At 65.0% G+C, this 19,904-nt stretch carries 18 protein-coding genes, 1 pseudogene and 1 riboswitch; of the genes and pseudogenes, 7 read left to right on the forward strand and 12 right to left on the reverse strand.

What is annotated here, in order from left to right:
• Positions 1-27: 27 nt before the first annotated feature.
• Positions 28-468 carry a hypothetical protein gene (locus tag K0P03_RS35605; RefSeq protein ID WP_336314295.1) on the forward strand — a complete coding sequence of 147 codons (441 nt, stop codon included), beginning with the start codon at positions 28-30 and terminating at the stop codon, positions 466-468.
• On the opposite strand, the pseudogene K0P03_RS35610 reads toward K0P03_RS35605, so the two are convergent.
• Positions 442-783, reverse strand: a pseudogene (locus K0P03_RS35610) (GNAT family N-acetyltransferase); the annotation flags it as partial. The gene K0P03_RS35605 and the pseudogene K0P03_RS35610 sit on opposite strands and share 27 nt — an antisense overlap.
• A 4-nt stretch (positions 784-787) precedes the next feature.
• Positions 788-1,261 (reverse strand): dUTP diphosphatase, encoded by a 474-nt coding sequence (gene dut / locus K0P03_RS19990; RefSeq protein ID WP_272790421.1) that lies wholly within the window; start codon positions 1,259-1,261, stop codon positions 788-790.
• Between the two features lie 93 nt (positions 1,262-1,354).
• On the opposite strand from dut, the gene K0P03_RS19995 reads away from it, so the two are divergent.
• Positions 1,355-2,935, forward strand: a complete 1,581-nt coding sequence (locus K0P03_RS19995; RefSeq protein WP_023511945.1) for a peptide chain release factor 3 — start codon at positions 1,355-1,357, stop codon at positions 2,933-2,935.
• Between the two features lie 135 nt (positions 2,936-3,070).
• Positions 3,071-3,167, forward strand: a riboswitch (TPP riboswitch).
• A 41-nt stretch (positions 3,168-3,208) separates the two neighbouring features.
• The gene (gene thiD, locus K0P03_RS20000; RefSeq protein ID WP_023511946.1) at positions 3,209-4,012 is read left to right on the forward strand and encodes a bifunctional hydroxymethylpyrimidine kinase/phosphomethylpyrimidine kinase; all 804 of its coding nucleotides are present in this window, start codon (positions 3,209-3,211) and stop codon (positions 4,010-4,012) included.
• A 26-nt stretch (positions 4,013-4,038) separates the two neighbouring features.
• Here the strand turns inward: thiD and K0P03_RS20005 are convergent, their stop codons facing one another.
• From K0P03_RS20005 to K0P03_RS20020, 4 genes are all read right to left on the reverse strand, one after another.
• A complete protein-coding gene (locus K0P03_RS20005) occupies positions 4,039-4,656 on the reverse strand; it encodes a LysE family translocator (protein ID WP_023511947.1) in 618 nt (205 codons plus the stop codon).
• Between the two features lie 85 nt (positions 4,657-4,741).
• Positions 4,742-5,536: an AraC family transcriptional regulator gene (locus K0P03_RS20010; protein WP_272790422.1), complete on the reverse strand. Its 795-nt coding sequence runs from the start codon at positions 5,534-5,536 to the stop codon at positions 4,742-4,744.
• A 3-nt stretch (positions 5,537-5,539) separates the two neighbouring features.
• Positions 5,540-5,944, reverse strand: coding sequence for a GFA family protein (locus tag K0P03_RS20015; protein WP_023515492.1), 405 nt, complete (start codon positions 5,942-5,944; stop codon positions 5,540-5,542).
• 55 nt (positions 5,945-5,999) lie between these two features.
• On the reverse strand, positions 6,000-6,911 hold the full coding sequence (locus K0P03_RS20020; RefSeq protein ID WP_024270233.1) for a pirin family protein: 912 nt from the start codon (positions 6,909-6,911) through the stop codon (positions 6,000-6,002).
• A gap of 276 nt (positions 6,912-7,187) precedes the next feature.
• Between K0P03_RS20020 and K0P03_RS20025 the strand changes: the two genes are divergently transcribed.
• A complete protein-coding gene (locus K0P03_RS20025) occupies positions 7,188-8,009 on the forward strand; it encodes a class II glutamine amidotransferase (protein WP_023516246.1) in 822 nt (273 codons plus the stop codon).
• On the opposite strand, the gene coaBC is transcribed toward K0P03_RS20025, so the two are convergent.
• The 6 genes from coaBC to ubiE form a co-directional block, all read right to left on the reverse strand.
• Complete coding sequence (gene coaBC, locus K0P03_RS20030; protein WP_272790423.1) at positions 8,002-9,207, reverse strand: bifunctional phosphopantothenoylcysteine decarboxylase/phosphopantothenate--cysteine ligase CoaBC; 1,206 nt, start codon at positions 9,205-9,207, stop codon at positions 8,002-8,004. The two genes, K0P03_RS20025 and coaBC, sit on opposite strands and share 8 nt — an antisense overlap.
• 227 nt (positions 9,208-9,434) lie before the next feature.
• The gene (locus K0P03_RS20035) at positions 9,435-9,662 is read right to left on the reverse strand and encodes a hypothetical protein (RefSeq protein WP_023516244.1); all 228 of its coding nucleotides are present in this window, start codon (positions 9,660-9,662) and stop codon (positions 9,435-9,437) included.
• A 128-nt stretch (positions 9,663-9,790) separates the two neighbouring features.
• Positions 9,791-10,594: a potassium channel family protein gene (locus K0P03_RS20040; RefSeq protein WP_272790424.1), complete on the reverse strand. Its 804-nt coding sequence runs from the start codon at positions 10,592-10,594 to the stop codon at positions 9,791-9,793.
• A gap of 42 nt (positions 10,595-10,636) precedes the next feature.
• The gene (locus K0P03_RS20045; RefSeq protein WP_272790425.1) at positions 10,637-14,254 is read right to left on the reverse strand and encodes a FecR domain-containing protein; all 3,618 of its coding nucleotides are present in this window, start codon (positions 14,252-14,254) and stop codon (positions 10,637-10,639) included.
• 78 nt (positions 14,255-14,332) lie between these two features.
• The gene (gene ubiB, locus K0P03_RS20050; RefSeq protein WP_023514014.1) at positions 14,333-15,907 is read right to left on the reverse strand and encodes a 2-polyprenylphenol 6-hydroxylase; all 1,575 of its coding nucleotides are present in this window, start codon (positions 15,905-15,907) and stop codon (positions 14,333-14,335) included.
• A gap of 37 nt (positions 15,908-15,944) precedes the next feature.
• Entirely contained in the window at positions 15,945-16,721 is a 777-nt protein-coding gene (ubiE, locus tag K0P03_RS20055) for a bifunctional demethylmenaquinone methyltransferase/2-methoxy-6-polyprenyl-1,4-benzoquinol methylase UbiE (RefSeq protein WP_023514013.1), read from the reverse strand.
• Between the two features lie 183 nt (positions 16,722-16,904).
• On the opposite strand from ubiE, the gene mutM reads away from it, so the two are divergent.
• The 3 genes from mutM (at position 16,905) to rpsT (ending at position 19,033) form a co-directional block, all read left to right on the forward strand.
• Positions 16,905-17,786, forward strand: a complete 882-nt coding sequence (gene mutM, locus K0P03_RS20060; protein ID WP_023514012.1) for a bifunctional DNA-formamidopyrimidine glycosylase/DNA-(apurinic or apyrimidinic site) lyase — start codon at positions 16,905-16,907, stop codon at positions 17,784-17,786.
• A gap of 16 nt (positions 17,787-17,802) precedes the next feature.
• Positions 17,803-18,576 carry an enoyl-CoA hydratase gene (locus K0P03_RS20065; RefSeq protein WP_023514011.1) on the forward strand — a complete coding sequence of 258 codons (774 nt, stop codon included), beginning with the start codon at positions 17,803-17,805 and terminating at the stop codon, positions 18,574-18,576.
• A gap of 190 nt (positions 18,577-18,766) precedes the next feature.
• Positions 18,767-19,033, forward strand: coding sequence for a 30S ribosomal protein S20 (rpsT, locus tag K0P03_RS20070; protein WP_023514010.1), 267 nt, complete (start codon positions 18,767-18,769; stop codon positions 19,031-19,033).
• Positions 19,034-19,904 lie beyond the last annotated feature (871 nt).

The following is a 19,904-nucleotide window of genomic DNA, read 5'->3' on the forward strand; positions in this document are numbered from 1 at the left end:
CGCCCAGTCCAGATGATCGGGTGCAAAGTGCACGGTGACACGGGCAGGTGCGGTGTGCAGGCTCGCCAGGATGTCCGCAAGGCTCGGAATGCGCGCGCCGACGACATCGAGGAGATCGACGCCGCCATCCTCGCTCATCTGCCAGGCGATCGCGGTATTGGTCTCTTCCATCAGGTCGAGTCTGAGGTCTGGCATCAGCGCGGCATTGAAGAGGAACATCTCCTTCTGCCGCAGCGGCGCAAAGTGATCGGATACCGGTCGGCGTCCCTCAAGCAGGCGGCCGAGCAGCGTGAAATCGGCCTCGCTGCCGATATCGAGCCGTCGAAGCGGCCCGGCCCGGCCGCCTGTCGGCGCCGGTCCTTCGAAACGATGCTGCGCCAGCACGCGAAAGCCATGGCGGCGGTAGAGATCCGGCGTATCGGTCAGAAGCACGACGGCCTCGAACCCTTCCGCATCGCAGTGCCGTAGCGCCGCTTCCATGACGTCGCGGTAGAGCCCCTTTCCACGGTATTCCGGCCGCACGGCGCCCGATTGCAGGCCCGCGGCGCGCACGAAGGTGCCGTTGACGACAAGCGGCAGGGAAAAGGCACTGATATTTGCGATGCAGCGGCCTTCACCGTCGAACCAGGCAAAGGGGATACTGGTCGGGTCCGGTCCGCCGAGCCGGTCCATGACCGTCACATCGATGTCGAAGACATCCTCAAGTAGACCGGCGAGCGCCCGCCAGGCGGCGCTGTCGCCGAAATAGTCCGAACGGAAGGAAAGGTCTTCGCGGTGGGGCATCGACCTAGCGTACGCCAGTGGAGCCGAAACCGCCGGCTCCGCGTGTCGTCTCGCTCGCCGTCTCCGCCTCGCGCACGGCGACCTGCGTGACCGGGGCGATCACCATCTGCGCGATGCGCATGCCGCGCTCGATGACGAAAGGCTCATCGCCGAGATTGACGAGCAGCACCTTCACCTCGCCGCGATAGTCGCTGTCGATGGTGCCGGGCGTGTTGAGGCAGGTGACGCCGTTCTTGAAGGCAAGGCCGGAGCGGGGGCGGACTTGCCCCTCGTAACCGGACGGGATTTCGAAGACGAAGCCGGTCGGCACCAGGGTGCGCTTGCCGGGCAGCAGTGTCAGCGATTGATCTTCTGCCACGGCGGCACGCAGGTCCATGCCGGCGGCGCCGCCGGTCTCGTAGGCGGGAAGTTCTATGCCCGCGCCATGCGGCAGGCGGAGAAGGCTGAGCATGGGCTGGGTGGAGGCGTGTGCGTTCATCCGCCCATAAGCCGGCCGCAGTCCCACCCCGTCAATTGCATCTTCCCGGCGGAGCCTGTAAAGACCGCGGCAACTCACAGGATATTGCAGAAAATGGCCGAAACCCTTGCAGAGGCGGTCTCCCGCCGCCGCACCTTTGCGATCATCGCGCACCCGGATGCCGGTAAGACCACCCTCACGGAAAAGCTCCTGCTTTTCGGCGGTGCCATCCAGCTCGCCGGCGAAGTGAAGGCGAAGAAGGACCGCATCCAGACCCGTTCGGACTGGATGAAGATCGAGCGTGAACGCGGCATCTCCGTCGTCACCTCGGTGATGACCTTCGAATATGACGGCAACGTCTTCAACATTCTCGATACGCCCGGCCACGAGGACTTCGCCGACGACACCTACCGCACGCTGACGGCGGTGGATGCTGCGGTCATGGTCATCGACGCCGCCAAGGGCATCGAGCCGCGCACGCTGAAGCTGTTCGAGGTCTGCCGCCTGCGCGACATCCCGATCATCACCTTCGTCAACAAGATGGACCGCGAGAGCCGCGACCCCTTCGAAATCCTCGATGAGGTGGAAGAGAAGCTGGCGCTCGACACCGCGCCCATCACCTGGCCGGTCGGCCGCTCGAAGACCTTTTGCGGCTCCTATCACCTGGCCGAGCGCACCTTCCGCGGCTCGGACACGCAAGTGCAGCCGACGAAGATCGACGACCCGGCCGTCGTGGCGAAGAACCTGCCGGAAAACGAGCGGGCCGCCTTCACCGAAGAGCTTGAACTCGCCCGCGAGGCCTGCCGGCCCTACGATCAGGAGGCCTTCCTTGAGGGGCACATGACGCCGGTCTTCTTCGGCTCGGCGCTGCGGAATTTCGGCGTGCGAGACCTCATCAACGCACTCGGCGCCTTCGCGCCGCCGCCGCGCGATCAGGTGGCGGATGTGCGCAAGGTCCACGCCTCGGAAGACAAGATGACGGCCTTCGTCTTCAAGATCCAGGCGAACATGGACCCGAACCATCGCGACCGCATCGCCTTTGCCCGCGTCTGCTCCGGCATGCTGGAGCGTGGCATGAAGGTGCGCCTTGCCCGCACGGGCAAGACGATCGGCCTTTCCGCCCCGCAGTTCTTCTTCGCCTCGCAGCGCCAGCTGGCCGATACGGCCTATGCCGGCGACGTGGTGGGTATTCCCAACCATGGCACGCTCCGTATCGGCGACACGCTGACGGAAGGCGAGGCGCTGGTCTTCGAAGGCGTGCCGAACTTCGCGCCGGAAATTCTGCGTCGCGTGCGGCTGGAAGACGCGATGAAAGCCAAGAAGCTGAAGGAGGCGCTCCAGCAGATGGCGGAGGAGGGCGTCGTGCAGCTCTTCTCGCCGGAAGACGGCTCGCCCGCCATCGTCGGCGTCGTCGGTGCGCTGCAGCTCGACGTGTTGAAGGAGCGGCTTTCGGCGGAATATGGCCTGCCGGTCTCCTTCGAAATGTCACGCTTTTCCGTCTGCCGCTGGATTTCCTCGGACAGCGCAGCGGAGCTGGACAAGTTCGTCACCCAGCGCCGCGGCGATATCGCCCGCGACCTTGACGGCGACCCGGTCTTCCTGGCGCAGGATGCCTTCTCGCTGCGCTACGAGGCAGAGCGGTATCCGGCAATCAAGATGGTTGCCATCAAGGAATACCACGTCACAAAGGCCTGATTGGGCGGGTTACCTGCCTGCGAATCCATCGGCCGCCTTCTCCCTGCGGACAGGGAGAAGGATGCATGGCGCCGGGGGCAAACGCTCCTGTACGCCACTTTCGGCGTGACAGGCGCCGCGTCATTTGCGAAAACTCGTTTAAGACAGGGGCGTCCGCCGGAAGGCGGGCTGAGAAGCACCCTTTGAACCTGAACCGGATCATGCCGGCGGAGGGAGTCGAACGGGTGCCGCATCGCAGCCACCCCGAGGCCACCCCTGCCGAAAGGAGGCGAGATGGCCGACACAATCGCAAACATTCTCTCGATCGCGGGCTCCGACCCCTCGGGCGGCGCGGGCATACAGGCGGATCTCAAGACGTTTGCCGCGCGCGGTGCTTACGGTATGGCGGCCCTGACGGCCCTGACGGCGCAGAATACGCAAGGCGTTTCCGGCGTGCATCTGGTGCCGCCCGGCTTCGTGGCGGCGCAGATCGCCGCGGTTTTCGCCGATATCCGGGTGGATGCGGTGAAGATCGGCATGATCGCCTCGGCAGAGATCGCCGAAGCCGTGGCCGCTGCCCTCTCGCCGCATCGTGATGTGCCCATCGTGCTCGACCCGGTCATGGTCGCCAAGGGCGGGGCTTCGCTCCTGGCGCAGGAGGCCGTCGCCGCACTGACGCGCCAGCTGCTGCCGCGCGCAAGCGTGCTGACGCCGAATCTGCCGGAGGCGGCTGCCCTCCTGGGCGAGGCGGAGGCCGTGGACCGGGCTGGTATGGAGGACCAGGCAAGGCGGCTGCTTGGCTTCGGGCCGAAGGCGGTGCTGCTGAAGGGCGGTCATCTGCCGGGCAGCGAGAGCCCCGACGTGCTCGCGACGCCAGACCGGCTGCACTGGTTCGAGGGTGTGCGGGTGCTGACACGCAACACGCATGGCACCGGTTGTTCCCTGTCGAGCGCAATCGCAGCCGAACTCGGCAAGGGACTGGCGCTCCCCGATGCCGTGGCGGCGGCCAAGCGCTTCATCGCCGGTGCCGTGCGCATGTCGGATGCGCTGACCGTCGGCTCCGGCCACGGCCCGCTGCATCATTTTCACGCTCTTTAGGACCGGTCGGCAGCCCGCTCAGGCCGTTACCGGTCGGCGAGTGCAAGCCTGAGGCCCATGAGGCCGAGGGCGGCGGCGAAGCTGCGCTGCATCCAGACGATGACCGCCGGCCGGCTCAGCACCTGCCGGCGCAGGCCGGCGGCAAGCGCTCCATAGCCGACGAAGACAAGGAAGGTGAGCGCCATGAAGATGCCGCCGAGGAAGAGCATCTGTCCGGTGGCATCGCCGGAAGTGCCCGCCGGGATGAACTGCGGCAGGAAGGCGAGAAAGAACAGCGAGAGCTTCGGATTGAAGATGTTGGTGAAGATGCCCTTGCGCACGATCCTTGCCGCGCCGCCGACCGGTGCCTGCTCCGGCCCGACATCCAGCGCATTGCTGTCCTTCAGCAGGCTCCAGGCGATGAACAGGAGATAGGCGACGCCGATATAGCGCAGCACCTCGAAGGCGAGCGCACTGGCATGCAGCACGGCGGCGAGGCCAACGACGCTGGCGAGGATATGCGGGATGATGCCGAGCGTGCAGCCGAAGGCGGCCAGAACAGCAGCGCGGAACCCGCCGCTGATGCCGAGCGCCAGCGTATAGATCACGCCGGTGCCGGGCAAAAGGATGACGACGAGCGAGGTAATGAGGAATTCGGAAGTCATGTCTGGTTCCATGCGGCTTGAAAGACGGCAGGGAATACCGGAAGGGCGGCGCGGGTCTTGAACGAAATTGCGGGATGCAGGCCGTTCAGGCGCGGGCGGCGAGATAGGTGCCAGGTGTGTAGCCGTAGCGGCGGGTGAAATTGCGCGTCATGTGGCTCTGGTCGGCAAAGCCGGCCGCAATCGCTGCCTCGGCGAGCGGCGTGCCGGAAGCAATCAGCCGCCGGGCAAGCTCGGTGCGGCGCTGGAGCAGGTAGGCATGCGGTGTCAGGCCGGTGAGGCGGGCAAAATCGCGCACCAGCCGGAAGCGGCCGAGCCCACACTCGCTGGCAAGGTTTTCCAGCGTCACGGCCGAGGCCGGATCGCCGTCGAGCCGGTCACGGGCACGGCCGATCGCCGCGGGACCGTCCTGCCGCGGCGCCTGTTCGCGCAGCACGGCGGCAAGCAGCAGGAGAAGCTGTTCTTCGCGGTCGAGCGCGCCGGCGCTTGCGTCGAGAAGCAGGGTGAGCAGCCTCGAAACCAGGCCCGCAATGCGCCCGTCCTCCAGCACCGGCGCGTAGAATTCCTCGCGCGGTCGCCCTTCGAAAATATCCTCGGCGGCCGCTTGGACGAGCGCGGGCTGCAGGTAGAGCATGTGCCAGGCACGCGCGGCGCCGCCGATTGGCGCGCCGTCATGCACCTCGCCGGGATTGACGGTAATCGTGTTGCCGGCCGCTGCCTCCACCAGCCCGCGCCCGCTCGCCGATTTCTGCGCGCCGCGTTCGATGAGGCCGATGCCGTAGGTCTCGTGCGTATGGCGCGCGAAGGTATGCCGGCTGTCGGCAAAGACCGCCTCGATACCGTCGAGGCCCGTTCGCACGATCTGGAAACGCTCCGTCGCCATGGTTCAATCCGTCGCGACGCCGGGAAGCGCCGTCGCTTCTCCGAACCAGTCGAGGGCCGAGCGGCACCAGATCTGGCTTTTCGGGGAAAGCGCGGCGCGCTGGTTGATGCTGCCCCAGCGGATGCCCCACGTTGCAGCATCGGTGTCCGTGCCTGTCGTGAACAGCGGCGAACCGCATTCGGGGCAGAAATACTGCAGGCGCTTGCGGCCGTTCTCGGCCGTCTTCGTGTAGAGTTTCGGCGGATTGCCGGTGAGGCGCAGGGCGTCCTTCGGAAGGCTCGCGGTGACGCGGTAGGGCGAGCCGGTCAGCCGCTGGCAATCCGTGCAATGACAGATGGAGACCGCCTCGGGGTCGATCTCGGCTTCGTAGGTGACGAAGCCGCAATGGCATTGGCCGTCGATCCGCATGGTCTATCCTTCCGCCGCGGGACAGGGCGGAAGGATAGGGTTTCGCGGCCGCGCGTCAATGCGCCGGCTTGATGAAGGTGCCGTTCTGCAGTTCGCGCATCGCCTGCTGCAGCTCCTCGCGCGTGTTCATCACGATCGGACCATGCCAGGCGACGGGCTCCTGGATCGGCTTGCCGGTAACGAGCAGGAAGCGGATGCCCTTCTCGCCAGCCTGAACCGTCACCTCGTCGCCCGTGTCGAAGACCACGAGCGTGCGGTTGCCGGAGAGATCGCGAATGTTCAGCTCCTCGCCCTGGTACTCCTTCTCCACCTTCACGCCGAACGGCTTGGAGGCATCGCGGAAGGTGCCCGAACCGGCGAAGATATAGGCGAAGGCGGAGCGGTAGGTGTCGACGGGCAGCACCTTGCGCTTGCCCGGCGGTACGGAAACGTCAAGATAGACCGGTTCGGCGGCGATGCCGTCAACCGGCCCGCTCCGGCCCCAGAAGCTGCCGCTGATGATGCGCACCGCCGTGCCGTCGTCATCGACGACGACGGGGATGTCGGCGGACTTGATATCCTGATAGCGCGGCGCGGTCATTTTCAGCGAGGAGGGCAGGTTGGCCCACAGTTGGAAACCGTGCATCTTGCCGGCAAAGTCGCCACGCGGCATTTCCTGGTGCAGGATGCCGCTGCCAGCGGTCATCCACTGCACGTCGCCGGCACCCATGACGCCGTTGTTGCCGAGGCTGTCGCCGTGTTCCACGGTGCCGGCCAGCACATAGGTTATGGTCTCGATGCCGCGATGGGGATGCCAGGGGAAGCCGCGGATGTAGTCCGCAGGGTTGTCGTTGCGGAAATCGTCCATCATCAGGAAGGGATCGGTCATCGAGGGATCACCGAACCCGAAGACGCGGTGCAGCTTGACGCCGGCGCCTTCCATGGTCGGCTGGGCGATGCTTTCGTGCTTGACGGGGCGTATGGACATCGGGAGGTCCTTTCGGTCGGGTTGCTTGCAGCCCTTATACGCCCCGGTCATTGTTCACGAAATCCGGCGCCCGGGAAACGGACCGTTCACAAAACGCATGTTCCGCCGGAAACTGCGCCCTTTGCTGCTGTCATCATAATGACACGCATGGTTTCGGCCCGTTTACATTCGTTAACGCAATTTTACCCATTTGCGTTGAAAATCCGGGCAGTGCCATGGTTAATGCGTCGGGTCCATCACCGGTTCGTGCCGGTCTTCGAAAGCGAGAGTAGCGTCATGTGCCGTTGGGCAGCCTATCGTGGAGAGCCGCTTTTCCTTGAGGAACTGGTGTCCTCGCCTGCCCATTCGCTGATCGAGCAATCCCACTGCGCCACCCGTGCCAAGACGGCGACCAATGGCGACGGTTTCGGCATCGCCTGGTATGGCGAGCGCGCGGAGCCCGGCCGCTACCGCGACATCCTGCCCGCCTGGTCGGATTGCAACCTGCGCAGCATTGCCAGCCAGGTGCGCTCGCCGCTGTTTCTTGCCCATGTGCGTGCCGCAACCGGCGGCGGAACGCGGCGCGACAACTGCCATCCCTTCGTCAACGGCATCTGGTCCTTCATGCACAATGGCCAGATCGCCGACTTCGAGCATCTGCGCCGGCCGCTCGAAACCATGCTCGACAACGACCTCTACATGGCCCGCACCGGCTCGACGGATTCCGAGCTGCTCTTCCTGCTTGCCCTGCAGTTCGGCCTTGCCCGCGACCCGCTCGGCGCGATGGCCGAGACGATCGCCTTCGTCGAACGGCTCGCCGCCCATCTGGAGCGCCGCGTGCTCGTGCGCTTCACCGCCGCCTTCACCGATGGCGACCAGCTCTATGCGGTGCGCTATGCGACGGACTACGCGGCGCCGACGCTCTACGCTGCGCCAATGGGTGCGACGGGCGGCTATTGCCTGGTCTCCGAACCGCTGAACGACGATACGGAAGCCTGGGTGGAAATCCCCGATGGCAGCGCCGTCGTGCTCGGCGAAAACGGCGTCGACGTGCGCATCTTCTCTCCCGCCGGCCGGCCGGCACAGGCGATGGAAGGGCGTCTCGCCCTCGTCAAGTAAGCCGTTCGGCAATCCAGCCGGCAAGGCGACCGGCGACGTCGTCCTTCGAAAGATCCGGCCATTGCTCGACGCCGCCGGCGGTGATCAGTTTCACGCTGTTGCGCGTGCCACCCATGATGCCCGTTTCCGGCGAGACGTCGTTGGCGACGATGAGGTCGGCGCCCTTCTTCTGCAGCTTCACCCGGCCGTTGTTCTCGACATCCTGCGTCTCGGCGGCAAAGCCGACGACGACCTTCGGGCGTTTGGCATGATGGCCGACGGTCTTCAGGATATCCGGGTTCTCGGCGAGCATCAGCGGGGGCGGCCCTTCGCCCGGCTGCTTCTTGATCTTCTCGCTGTTCGGTGTTGCCACGCGCCAGTCGGCGACGGCCGCGACCATGACGGCGATATCCGCGGGCAGTACGCCGAGGACCGCCTGCAGCATCTCGTCCGCCCGCTCGACCTTCACCACCTTGACGCCCGGCGGATCGCTGAGCGTGACGGGGCCGGACACCAGCGTCACCTCGGCTCCGAGCCGGGCGAGCGCTGCGGCGATGGCGTGGCCCTGCCGGCCGGAGGAGCGGTTCGCGATGTAGCGCACGGGGTCGATAGGCTCATGGGTCGGCCCGGACGTAACGACGGCCTTGCGGCCGGCCAGCGGCCTTGCGTTACCATCGAGCAGGCCTTCCACCGCTGCGACGATCTCGAGCGGTTCGGCCATGCGGCCAAGGCCGGCTTCGCCGCCCTCCGCCATCTCGCCGGCATTGGGGCCGACAAAGGCAAGCTCGTCCCCCCGCAGCGTCTCGACATTGCGCCGGGTCGCCGGATGCGACCACATTTTCGGGTTCATGGCAGGAGCCAGCAGCACCGGCCGGTCGGTGGCGAGCAGCACCGTGGAGGCAAGGTCGTCGGCGAGGCCGTTCGCCATCTTCGCCATGAGATCGGCCGTGGCGGGGGCGACGACGATGAGGTCGCAATCGCGCGCCAGCCGGATATGCCCGACATCCTGCTCGTCTTCGCGGGAAAAGAGGTCGGTATAGACATGGCCGGCCGAAAGCGCGCCGACGGCAAGCGGCGTGACGAATTGCTGCGCGCCCGCCGTCATGACCGGACGAACCTCGGCGCCGCGCTCGCGCAGCCGGCGGATCAGGTCGAGGCTCTTGTAGGCGGCGATGCCGCCGGACATGACGAGGAGGATGCGTTTTCCAGCAAGCGACATGGCGGGTCCCAAACAATTCCAGCAAAAGCGCTGAAGCGGTTTTGCGCCCGCAATCGTGTGAAAACAAGACGCTGGAGTGTTTTCGTGCTTCGAAGAAGCGCGGAAACCTCCAGCCGCCTGTAGCGCATGCCCCACGCTCGGAAGGACGACTGCTCCGTCCTGCCCGTTGCGGCAGTGTTTTCAGGTCTTGTCCGGCGGCGGTTCCCCAACCGTGGCCGGCAAGGCGCCTAGTGGCAGACCTTCACCTTCTTGATGACGAGGTTGCCGTAGTAGTCGTATTTCTTGATCTTCTTCCAGAAGCACTTCGGCTTGTGGCCGTAGTAGTGCGTGGCAAGCTCGACGGCGCTTGCCGGCCGGATCGTCGCGGGGTCCGGCGTCATGCCGGCGAGCGACGGTGCGGCGGAAGCACCAAGGGACATGGCGGTAATGGCGATGGAAACAAGGATCTTGCGCATGGACGGCTCCCCTCTGGCCCTTTGGAGAATACGGTCTTGCAATGCGATATGTCGGTTATTCCGACTTTTCTAAAGTAGCATCTTTCCCGTCCTGCGGGAACAGGCGCGGCGGGCCAAGACAGGGTGATTCAGGCGTCGTCGTTCGGAATGTTCAGCACATGGCCGCAGGCTTTGCAGTGCACGGCATCGGTCTCGTGGCGCGAGAGGCCGCATTGCGGGCAAGGGAAGTTCACCTTGTAGGGCCGCACGATCGCCTGCGCGAGGCGGACGAAGAGCGAGATGCCGATGATCATCGTGACGATGGACGTGAGCTTTCCCAGCGTGCCGGGCAGGGTGATGTCGCCGAAGCCGGTGGTCGTGACGGTCGCGACGGAGAAATAGAGCGCGTCGACGAAGCCTTCGAAACCCTCGGCGCCGTAGAAGAAGTTGCTGTAGACGAAGCCGGTGACGAGGAAGAGGAAGACGAGGAAATTCACGCAGGCCTGGATGACCTCCTCCTTCTCGCCTTGCCCGATGCGGTGCAGCAGCAATGTCACCAGCTTGCTCTGGCTGATCGCCCAGATGCGCAGGACACGCAGGAAGGCGAAATTGTGCAGCTGATTGGGAAAGAGCAGTGTGCCGAGCACGACGATATCCACCCAGGTCATCGGCCGCGTTGCCCAGTAGCGCAGGTTCGGCGCGATCAGCGCCCGTGCGGCAAGCTCGAAGGCGATGATGGCGGCGATGACGTAATCGACGATGATGTAGGCCGGCCCGGTGCGCAGATACGGGCCGGCGATGAAGAAACCGAGGATCACGATATCGACGAAGAGCATGGTGACCTGGAAACGGATCGCCTCCCGGTCGCGGCCGAAATAGAGCCCGCGCAACTGCCGCCGCACCCGTTCGAGAAAGGGCGGCGGTTCGGTTGCGGTCAGAGGTTCGTCAGCCATGCCGAAAGACTAGCGCCCGCCAAAGGCCGGTCAAGCGTCCCGTCAGAACCGCGCCTTCATCGTCGCGAGGAAGGTGCGGCCGGGTCCGGGCAGGCGATCTGCCATCTCGATGTCGTTGTCGAAGATGTTCAGCACGCTGAGGCCGGCCTCCAGGTGCCCGCTCTCCGATTTCCAGGTCAGTGCGACATCCGTCGTCCAGTAGCTGTCGAGCGTGCGACCACCCGGTGCGCCGTCCTCCTCGTAATATTGCGAGCCGAGCCGCGGACCGACGAAGTTCTGGGCGAGCGTTGCCGTCCAGCGTGCAGGGTGCACATAGGTCAGGCCTGCCTGCGCCACATAGTCGGGCACCAGCGGCACGTCGAAGGAGGGGGCCCAGCCGGTTGTGGTGTCCTTGCTGGTGTTCCAGGTGAAGGAGCCGAAGGCGCCGAGACCGTCGGCGACCCAGTAGTTGGCGCTAATCTGCAGGCGGTCGATCTTGCCCGTGTCCGTCAGGAAGCTCGCCATGAAGTCTTCCGGTGTCAGCGTCAGGCCGTTGAAGCGCAGGTGCTGGTACTCGACCGCGGTGAAGAAGCGCTCGTTCCACTCGGCATCCCAGCGCACCGCCGTCGTCCGCGTCTGCCCGCCCCGGAAAAGCGGCAGCTCCATCGGGGCAAGCCCGACCGTCGTGACGGGCGAAAGCGTATAGTTGCTGGCGAATTGCGTATCCTGCCGATAGTAGGCGCGCAGCCAATGGTTGTCGTTCGGCGCGAAGGCGATGCCGAGCCGGTAGTCGACCGGTCCCCAGCGCGGGCTGTCGCCGTCGAAGCGGGATTGGAACGCGCCTGCCTGGATCTGCAGGCTATCAGAAAGTTCCAGATAGCCGTCGATATAGGCCTGTGTCGTCGAACTGCCGCCGTTGGCGACGCCGAGGTCCTCGATCTCGCCGGTCGTCAGGTTGGTCGAGGTCGCGGAAATTCGGAAATCGCTTTCTGCCGCTTCTATCCCGTAGCGCAGTGTCAGCGGCCCGATGCCCAGAAGATGACCGACGCCATAGGTGAAGATGTCCTCCCGCGACCTTTCATTGATGCGATAGACGACGGGTGGGACAACGCTGTTGTCGGTGGAGCGGGATCGAGTCAGGTCATCCACCCGGCGGTTGACTGCGAAGGCTTGCACCACGTTGCGCTCGCCGATGACATGGCTCCACGCGACGCCAAGCTCGGTAGCATCCGTCACGCTGTCGTTGAAAGGGGCAGGATTGGAGGTCTGGCCGGGATAACCGACCTCCTGCCGGATCCTGTTGCCGAAGAGGTAGACGCTGTCGGTCAGCATCGGCTTGATGCCGATCCGGAAAAGACCGCCCAGAAGGTCGTTCTCGTCGTTCTCCCGGGCGCTCTCCGGTCGGAAGAGGCTACCCTGCAGATAGTAGCTGACCGGCACGGGCGTATAGCTCGTGCCCTGGAGGAGGATGTCGCTCGCCCAGCCGGTATCGGCGCCGTAGCCTGTGAGTGTTCCGCCCAGCGAGGCCTCGAAGAAGTTGCGGGTCTCGAGGCTGTTGCGCTTTTCCTCCGAAGCGATGGACAGGGGGGCGAAGAGCCGGGCCTGAAGTTCCGATGCGATGGAGGACCCGCCGGAGGCGGAACGGTCGAGGCCGGAAAGCGGCGTATTGACGAAGGGGCTGCCGCCACCCGCTGTCGCCTCGTCAATATAGGTCGTGGAGACGAAGGGGTCGTAGGACCGGTCGGCATAAAACTGGCCCCATTCGGTGAGGCCGATATTGTCGAGCGCCACGCCGAGATAGGAGGAGACCTGCCGGTTGGTGTCGTAGCCGGAATAGTAGCCGCCGCGTGCCTGGCGGCGGCGCAACGCCTCGCGGGCGTCGAGGATGGCGTCGTCGGCGCGGAACTCATCGATCGCGATGCCGGCGCGGATCAGCGCGATGCTCGGATTGTCCTTGTCGAAACGATCGGCATTGTCGAGCGCCTGGGCGGTCTCGGCATCGGCGCCGCTCTGGTAGTTGGCGATGGCAAGGCCGATCAGCGCGTCGCCGGCCGTCGGATTGACGGCCGCGGCTTCCTGCAAGACCTTCTCGCCTTCCGCGGTCTCGCCCATGCGCAGCAGATAGCGACCCTTGGCGGCAAGCACGGCGTAGGAGGTGGGGTCGAGTGCTTCGGCGGCGTCGATCGCCGCCTTTGCCGCTGCCATCTGGTCGTTGTCCATCAGGAAACGGGCGTGGTTGGCATGCAGCGCAGCGTTTTCCGGGTTGAGGGCGATGGCGCGCCGATGGGCGGCATTGGCTTCGACGATGGCGTTGCGGTCGCTCTTGAGGATGCCGATCTCGTTCCACACCGCATCGTCGCCGGGGGCGGCCTTCACCGCCCGGTCGAGATCGGCAAGGGCACCGTCGACGTCGCTCGACACGGTGGCACGGAACCGAGCGCTGACAAGCAGGTGGGCAGGATCGTCCGGATCGATCGATCCGGCGCGGTCGAGCGCTGCGCGCACCTCGTCGCGATCGTCGAGTTCATAGGCAAGGCTGGCGCGCATGGCGGGCAGGGTCGCATCCTTCGGGAAACGCTGCTCGGCCTTGCGCAGGAACGCGATCGCCTCGACCTCGCCCTGCAGGTTGGCGATGACGGTGGCCTGGGCAAGGGCCTCGCCGGCCGATTTCGGCGTGCGGTTCAGCACGGGAGGGCGTGCGCTGGTGTCGGGATCCTCCAGCGAGAGGGCGATCCACGCGCCGTACTGCGCCATGGCGCGCCGTTCGCCGGCAAGATGCGGCATCGCCTTGCGGAAAAGCCGGATCGCCGCGTCATATCGCGTGGCCTGGCCGGCGATCATCGCCTCGACCAGGTTGGCGCGGGCTTCCAGCGCGGCGGGAAGCGGGCGCGGCAGGCGGGCAAGGGCGGCTTCGGCTGCGGCCCTGCCGTCATAGGCGAGCGCCGTCTCGGCAAGCTTCAGCCAGTCCTCGCGGCTGCGGCCGGCTTCCGGCGTATCGAGGATGCGTCGCCGCTCGGCGCGGGCTTCGGTGCTTTGCGCACCGCTGATCGGCAGGCTCGAGAAGGTGCCGCGTACCTCGCTGTAGAGCAGGACCTGCTCGCGCTCCTTGAGATTGACGAGGATGTACTTGCGCGGTGCCTCGCCGATCCGCGCCACGGCGCCTTCGCCCTGGCCGACTGTCACCGTGCCCTGCGCATTGGATAGCTCCACCGTGCCTTCGAGCACGGTCAGCGTCGTGCGGTCGCCCTCGGCGCGCAGCGTCCAGTCCGTGCCGCGAATGGCCGCCGCCGCCGCGGGCGTGTCGACGGTGAGCCCGCTGCCGCCGCGGTCCGCCCGGCCCCAGATCGTGCCGCCTTCGAGATTGAGCAAACTGTCCGAGGCGCCGTCGATCTTGCGCACGCGCAAAACCGTCTCGCGCGCCATGCGCACCAGCGTGTTGTCGGCAAAGCGGATGGCAAGGCTGCCGATGGCATTGGTGCGAAGCGTATCGCCGGCAAGGAGGTCCTGGTTGACCTCGACGCCGCGCCAGTTGTCCACCGCAACGAAACGCACCTCCTCACCGGATTTGCGATCCACGACGGCGCCATCGACGGTTGCGCCGCGCGGCAGAATTTCGGCCGACGCCGGAAAAAAGCCCGCAACGATCGCGAGGGCCGAAACGCCCAGCTTCAACACACGCATGTTTCTTATTCGTCCACCCTCGAAGGCGACGATATGGATGCAATTTTTCGGTGTTGTCAACGCGCGGAGAGCAACCCGTCAGGTAAGCGTCCAGGCGATATAGATGAGTGTTGCAGCAATGATCCAGAGTGCCAGCCGGCCGGAGCGACTGTGGCGCGCCTCGGAGCGGCCGATCGCTTCGGCGGTCTCTGCATCGAAACGCAGGCCTTTTTCGGCCATGCTCGTGATATCCTGCGAAAGCTTTTCCGCCTTGGCCGCGATTTCCGGGGCCGCCTCGGCCAGCCGCAGGGCGGCATGGGCGCCGTCGCGCAGGTCCGTCAAAAGCCGCTTCGGCCCCAGATTGTCCCGGATCCAGTCCCCGACAACGCCCTCGGAGGCCTTCCACATGTTGAAGCGGGGGTTCAGCGTGCGCGAGACGCCTTCCACCACCACCATGGTCTTCTGCAGCATGACGAGTTCGGTGCGGGTCTCCATGTCGAAGAGTTCCGTCACCTCGAAAAGCAGGGTCAGGAGTTTTGCCATGGAGATGGTCTCGGCCGGTTGGCCGTGGATCGGCTCGCCGATGGCACGGATCGCCTGGGCAAAGCTGGCAGTATCATGATGCGAGGGCACGTAGCCCGCCTCGAAATGCACGTCGGCGACGCGCTGGTAGTCGCGCGTGATGAAGCCGTAGAGGATTTCGGCAAGGAAGCGGCGCTCCTTCTTGCCGAGCCGGCCGACGATGCCCATGTCGACGGCGACGATCACGCCTTCGGGATCGACGAAGAGATTGCCCTGGTGCATGTCGGCATGGAAAAAGCCGTCGCGCAGCGTGTGGCGCAGGAAGGACTGGATCAGCGTGTCGGCCAGCTTGTCGAGGTCATGGCCGGCGTTACGCAGCCCCTCGACATCGGACATCTTGATACCGTCGATCCACTCCATGGTGACGACGTCGCGCCCGGTGCGCTCCCAATCGACCTTGGGCACCCGGAAACCGGGGTCGTCCGTGGTGTTCTCGCCGAGTTCCGAAAGCGCGGCCGCTTCGAGGCGAAGATCCATCTCGACCTTCGTCGTCTGCTCCAATGTGCGCGTCACCTCGACCGGCTTCAGCCGGCGCGTGTTGGGCAGGATGCGTTCCTGGAGGTGCGCGGCCGCATACATCGCCTCGAGATCGCGGGCGAAACGCTGGCGCACGCCGGGGCGGATGACCTTGACGGCGACCTTGCGTTCGCCGGTCGCGTCGCGCACCGTCGCGGGATGGACCTGCGCGATGGAGGCAGCGGCGATCGGGTCGCCGAAATTCACATAGAGATCGTCGAGCGGCCGGCCGAGCGAGCCTTCGACAGTGGCAACGGCCGCTTCGCGCGGAAAAGTCGCCATGCGGTCCTGCAGGGCGGAGAGATCGACCGCGATCTCGGCGCCGACAACGTCGGGCCGGGTCGCCAGGAACTGGCCCATCTTCACATAGGAGGGGCCGAGACGCTCGATGGCGCGGGCGAGGCGGTCGCTGCGGTCCTCCTTCGAAGCCCGACGGCGTTCGAAGAGGCCGGCAAGCGTATGCGCGGTGCGGGCGAGCGGCGGCATGCCCTCGGTCGGCAGCGCCGAGACGACGCCCTCGCGCACGAGAACCCAGCCCACGCGGGCGAGCCGAAGATAGGCACCGAAAATACTCATGCGGAACGGTGCCGCTTGCAGGAGGACGGGGCCATGCTCAGAGCTTCCAGCCCGAATGCAGCGCCGCAATGCCGCCGGTATAGTTGGTGAAGGTGACACGGGAGAAGCCGGCGGTGCGGATCATCGCGGCAAAATCCTGCTGGTTCGGGAACTTGCGGATCGATTCCACGAGATACTGATAAGGCTCGGCATCCCCGGTGATCATCTTGCCGAACTGCGGGATCGCCTTGAACGACCAGGTCTCGTAGAACGTGTCGAGCAGCGGCATCTCCACTTCGGAGAATTCGAGCACGAGCAGGCGCCCGCCCCGTTTCAGGACGCGGTAGGCCTCCGACAGCGCCACATCGATGCGCGGCACGTTGCGGATACCGAAGGCGATCGTATAGGCATCGAAACTGCCGGTCTCGAATGGAAGCTCCTCCGCATTGGCCTCGACGAAATCGAGATTGGCGGAAAGGCCCTTCTTCGCCGCCCGGTCGGCGCCGACCGACAGCATCGAGCCGTTGATGTCGAGCACGGTGGCATGGGCCAGCTTGTCGGAAGCCTCCACGATGCGGAAGGCGATGTCGCCCGTGCCGCCGGCGACGTCCAGAACTCTGTAGGACGGATCCTTGCGCGGATTGAGGCTCGCGATCATCGCGTCCTTCCAGGCCCGGTGCAGGCCGGCGGACATGACGTCGTTCATGATGTCGTAGCGCTTGGCCACCTTGTGGAACACGTCGTTGACGAGCGCCTGCTTCTCGCCCTGCGGCACCTCGCGAAACCCGTAGGAGGTTTCCATGCCGCCGTCCGCGGATGTGCGCTGTTCCGTCATCGTCGTCTCCATGGGCCGGTCTGTCGCAGCCGGATTGCCGCAAAGACCATAGCGAATTGGCCGGGGCCGCGCTATCTCACGCACAGCACCCGTCGCTTCGCCGGGTATATAGGACATAGATTGCCGAGAGGGAAATGCCGCGCCGCGGCAAATGCGCTCAAGGTTAAATCGAAGGAGAACGTAATGCCGGAATTGCCGGAAGTGGAAACGGTGCGCCGCGGCCTTGCCCCGGTCATGGAGGGAGCGACGATCCGCCGGGCGGAGCTGCGCCGCCCAGACCTGCGCTTCCCCTTCCCGCCGGCCTTTTCCGAGGCGGTGTCCGGCCGCCGTGTCGTCTCGCTCGGCCGCCGCGCCAAGTATCTGCTCATCGATATCGACGGCGGAGACGTGGTGATCGCCCATCTTGGTATGTCCGGCTCCTTCCGGGTGGAGGGTGCCGAGCCACCCGGCGATTTCCACATTCCCCGCAGCAAGGACACGCGCCATGATCATGTCGTGTTTCATCTGGAGACGCCGGAAGGCGAGCGCCGCGTCATCTATAACGATCCCCGCCGTTTCGGCTTTATGGACCTTGCCCGGCGGGAAGATATCGCCGCCCACGCCTTCTTCCGCGATCTCGGCGCCGAGCCGACCGGCAATACATTGGATGCCGACTACATCGCCGCCAAGTTCCGCGGCCGCCAGACGCCGCTGAAGGCTGCTCTGCTCGATCAGAAGAATATTGCCGGCCTCGGCAACATCTATGTCTGCGAAGCCCTCTGGCGCGCGCATCTTTCGCCGGAAAGGCTGGCGGGCACGCTGGTAACGGCTGCGGGCAAGCCGAAGAAGGAACTCGTCTACCTGACCGAGGCGATCCGTCAGGTGATCGCCGATGCCATCGAGGCGGGTGGTTCGACCCTGCGCGACCATATCCGCGCCGACGGCTCGCTCGGCTATTTCCAGCATTCCTTTTCCGTCTATGACCGCGAGAAGGAGCCTTGCCGCACGCCGGGCTGCGCAGGCACGATTGGCCGCATCGTGCAGAGCGGCCGATCGACATTCCATTGCGCCGCCTGCCAGAAATAGAACAGAGGAGAGAACCATGACCTATGAAACCCTGCTGGTGGAGGCGCGCGGGCGCGTCGGTCTCGTCACGCTCAACCGGCCGCAGGCGCTGAACGCGCTGAACCGCAAGCTACTCGACGAGCTGAAGGGCGTGCTTGCCGCCTTCGAGGCGGATGCCGGCATCGGCGCCATCGTCATCACCGGCTCGGAAAAGGCCTTTGCCGCCGGCGCCGACATCAAGGAGATGCAGCCCTATGGCTTCGCCGACGCCATGATGGAGGATCTTGCCGCCGGCTGGGACGATGTGGCGGCCTGCCGCAAGCCGATGATCGCCGCCGTCAGCGGCTTTGCGCTCGGCGGCGGCTGCGAGGTTGCCATGATGTGCGATTTCATCATCGCTTCGGAGACGGCGAAGTTCGGCCAGCCGGAAATCACGCTCGGCGTCATCCCCGGCATGGGCGGCACGCAGCGCCTGACACGCGCCATCGGCAAGGCCAAGGCGATGGACCTCATCCTTACCGGCCGTCTCATGGATGCGGCCGAAGCCGAACGCGCCGGCCTTGTCGCTCGTGTGGTGGCGCCGGAAAAGCTGCTGGAAGAGGCGCTGGCCGCGGCGGAGAAGATCGCCGGCTACTCCCTGCCGGCCACCATGCTGGCGAAAGAGGCGGTGGGCCGCGCCTACGAGACCGTGCTGGCCGAGGGCATGCGCGCGGAGCGCCGCCTGTTCCACGCGCTGTTCGCCACGGAAGACCAGAAGGAGGGCATGGCGGCCTTCATCGAGAAGCGCAAGCCGGCCTTCCGGCATCGCTGAGACCGCGGTTGGCGTTTCTTGCAGAATCCGCGTTGACGTCGCCGTGGTTTCCCGCTATACGCCGCCCACAGTTTGGAAAGCCGAATTCCAAGGTTTTCCGATATTGCTCCCGAATTGCTTTGATGACAGGTCGCAGTGACCCGGCACGGCGAGGGTGGAGTTTGTGTCAGATTTCTGAAGAGAGGCATAAATGGCCAATACAACCTCGGCAAAGAAGGCGACCCGCAAGATCGCCGCGCGCACCGCAGTCAACAAGTCGCGCCGCTCGCGCGTCCGCAACTTCATCCGCAAGGTCGAAGAGGCCATCGCCTCCGGCGATCAGGCTTCCGCCGCTGCCGCTCTGAAGGCTGCCCAGCCGGAACTGATGCGCGCCGCCACGAAGGGTGTGCTCCATTCCAATACAGCATCCCGCAAGGTGTCGCGTCTGGCGAACCGCGTGAAGACGATGTCGGCCTGATAGTTCCATCGAGCTATGCAATATTAGAAAAAGCCCGGCGCTTGCGCCGGGCTTTTTCTTTGGTTTTTTGACCCGGCCATGGTGAATGTGCAAGGCTTGATCGTGTCAAAAGAGTGACGAAGAAAATCCTTTAAATTCAGTTACTTGCAGGAGGTTGGGTGAGGTTCTTCCGCCTTTCGTTGCGGGAGTTTGACAGCAATTTGAGTCAAGCGAATTTTTATTTTTTTCGTTTTTTGGGGGTTCCGAAAAGGACCCGAAAACAAAGCCATTGATTCCTAACAGATTCTCCTTTGGCCCCCCGATTCCGAGTCAGGAACGCGCTTGCGAGTCAACGGCTGCCCCTTAATTTTGCGTAAAATTCGTGATTGATCTTGGTGCCTGATCCTGCCTAAATGCTTTCCACAGGGGGCGCGGACACAGCCTTAAAATGATCGCTGACAAGACTGTCTCATGAAGACAGCGGTGATTGTTTGTCCCCTGTGACGGAGCGGCTCCGCTTCGTAAAATCATCCAATCGGCAACACTTGCCCCAGGTGCCTCACCGCACACTGGCGAGGGTTTTTGTGACTATTGGTTGCGCCGGTTGCAAGGGTCGTGAGGACGATCCGGATGGTGAGGGCATGCCCGCCGTACGCTCGACGAGGGAGTGAGCGGCGCGGCCACAGACGGGGCTTGATGATCCGGCATGACAACGGATCCGATGGACCCGAATTGTGTTTGGGAAACAGGTTCGTGCCGAATGTAGGGGGTCGGCATGATCGGGGCACCAGCTCCCGGACCGGGCGATGGCTCGGCACGGCCGGGGGGTGGCAAACATGAAAGGCGCCGGCAGGAATGCCGACGTGGCGAAGGACGCATGAAAGGCGGCAAG

The sequence above is a fragment of the Shinella sp. HY16 genome (assembly GCF_028534175.1).
Taxonomy (GTDB): domain Bacteria; phylum Pseudomonadota; class Alphaproteobacteria; order Rhizobiales; family Rhizobiaceae; genus Shinella.

What these genes read in the sequence shown, in the direction of transcription:
- dut (WP_272790421.1), bottom strand. Translation starts at nt 1,261, where the DNA reads ATGAACGCACACGCCTCCACCCAGCCCATGCTCAGCCTTCTCCGCCTG.
- ubiB (WP_023514014.1), bottom strand. Translation starts at nt 15,907, where the DNA reads ATGAGTATTTTCGGTGCCTATCTTCGGCTCGCCCGCGTGGGCTGGGTT.
- K0P03_RS20005 (WP_023511947.1), bottom strand. Translation starts at nt 4,656, where the DNA reads ATGACTTCCGAATTCCTCATTACCTCGCTCGTCGTCATCCTTTTGCCC.
- rpsT (WP_023514010.1), top strand. Translation starts at nt 18,767, where the DNA reads ATGGCCAATACAACCTCGGCAAAGAAGGCGACCCGCAAGATCGCCGCG.
- mutM (WP_023514012.1), top strand. Translation starts at nt 16,905, where the DNA reads ATGCCGGAATTGCCGGAAGTGGAAACGGTGCGCCGCGGCCTTGCCCCG.
- K0P03_RS20045 (WP_272790425.1), bottom strand. Translation starts at nt 14,254, where the DNA reads ATGCGTGTGTTGAAGCTGGGCGTTTCGGCCCTCGCGATCGTTGCGGGC.
- K0P03_RS20040 (WP_272790424.1), bottom strand. Translation starts at nt 10,594, where the DNA reads ATGGCTGACGAACCTCTGACCGCAACCGAACCGCCGCCCTTTCTCGAA.
- K0P03_RS19995 (WP_023511945.1), top strand. Translation starts at nt 1,355, where the DNA reads ATGGCCGAAACCCTTGCAGAGGCGGTCTCCCGCCGCCGCACCTTTGCG.
- K0P03_RS20065 (WP_023514011.1), top strand. Translation starts at nt 17,803, where the DNA reads ATGACCTATGAAACCCTGCTGGTGGAGGCGCGCGGGCGCGTCGGTCTC.
- K0P03_RS20010 (WP_272790422.1), bottom strand. Translation starts at nt 5,536, where the DNA reads ATGGCGACGGAGCGTTTCCAGATCGTGCGAACGGGCCTCGACGGTATC.
- K0P03_RS20035 (WP_023516244.1), bottom strand. Translation starts at nt 9,662, where the DNA reads ATGCGCAAGATCCTTGTTTCCATCGCCATTACCGCCATGTCCCTTGGT.
- thiD (WP_023511946.1), top strand. Translation starts at nt 3,209, where the DNA reads ATGGCCGACACAATCGCAAACATTCTCTCGATCGCGGGCTCCGACCCC.
- coaBC (WP_272790423.1), bottom strand. Translation starts at nt 9,207, where the DNA reads ATGTCGCTTGCTGGAAAACGCATCCTCCTCGTCATGTCCGGCGGCATC.
- ubiE (WP_023514013.1), bottom strand. Translation starts at nt 16,721, where the DNA reads ATGACGGAACAGCGCACATCCGCGGACGGCGGCATGGAAACCTCCTAC.
- K0P03_RS20025 (WP_023516246.1), top strand. Translation starts at nt 7,188, where the DNA reads ATGTGCCGTTGGGCAGCCTATCGTGGAGAGCCGCTTTTCCTTGAGGAA.
- K0P03_RS20015 (WP_023515492.1), bottom strand. Translation starts at nt 5,944, where the DNA reads ATGCGGATCGACGGCCAATGCCATTGCGGCTTCGTCACCTACGAAGCC.
- K0P03_RS20020 (WP_024270233.1), bottom strand. Translation starts at nt 6,911, where the DNA reads ATGTCCATACGCCCCGTCAAGCACGAAAGCATCGCCCAGCCGACCATG.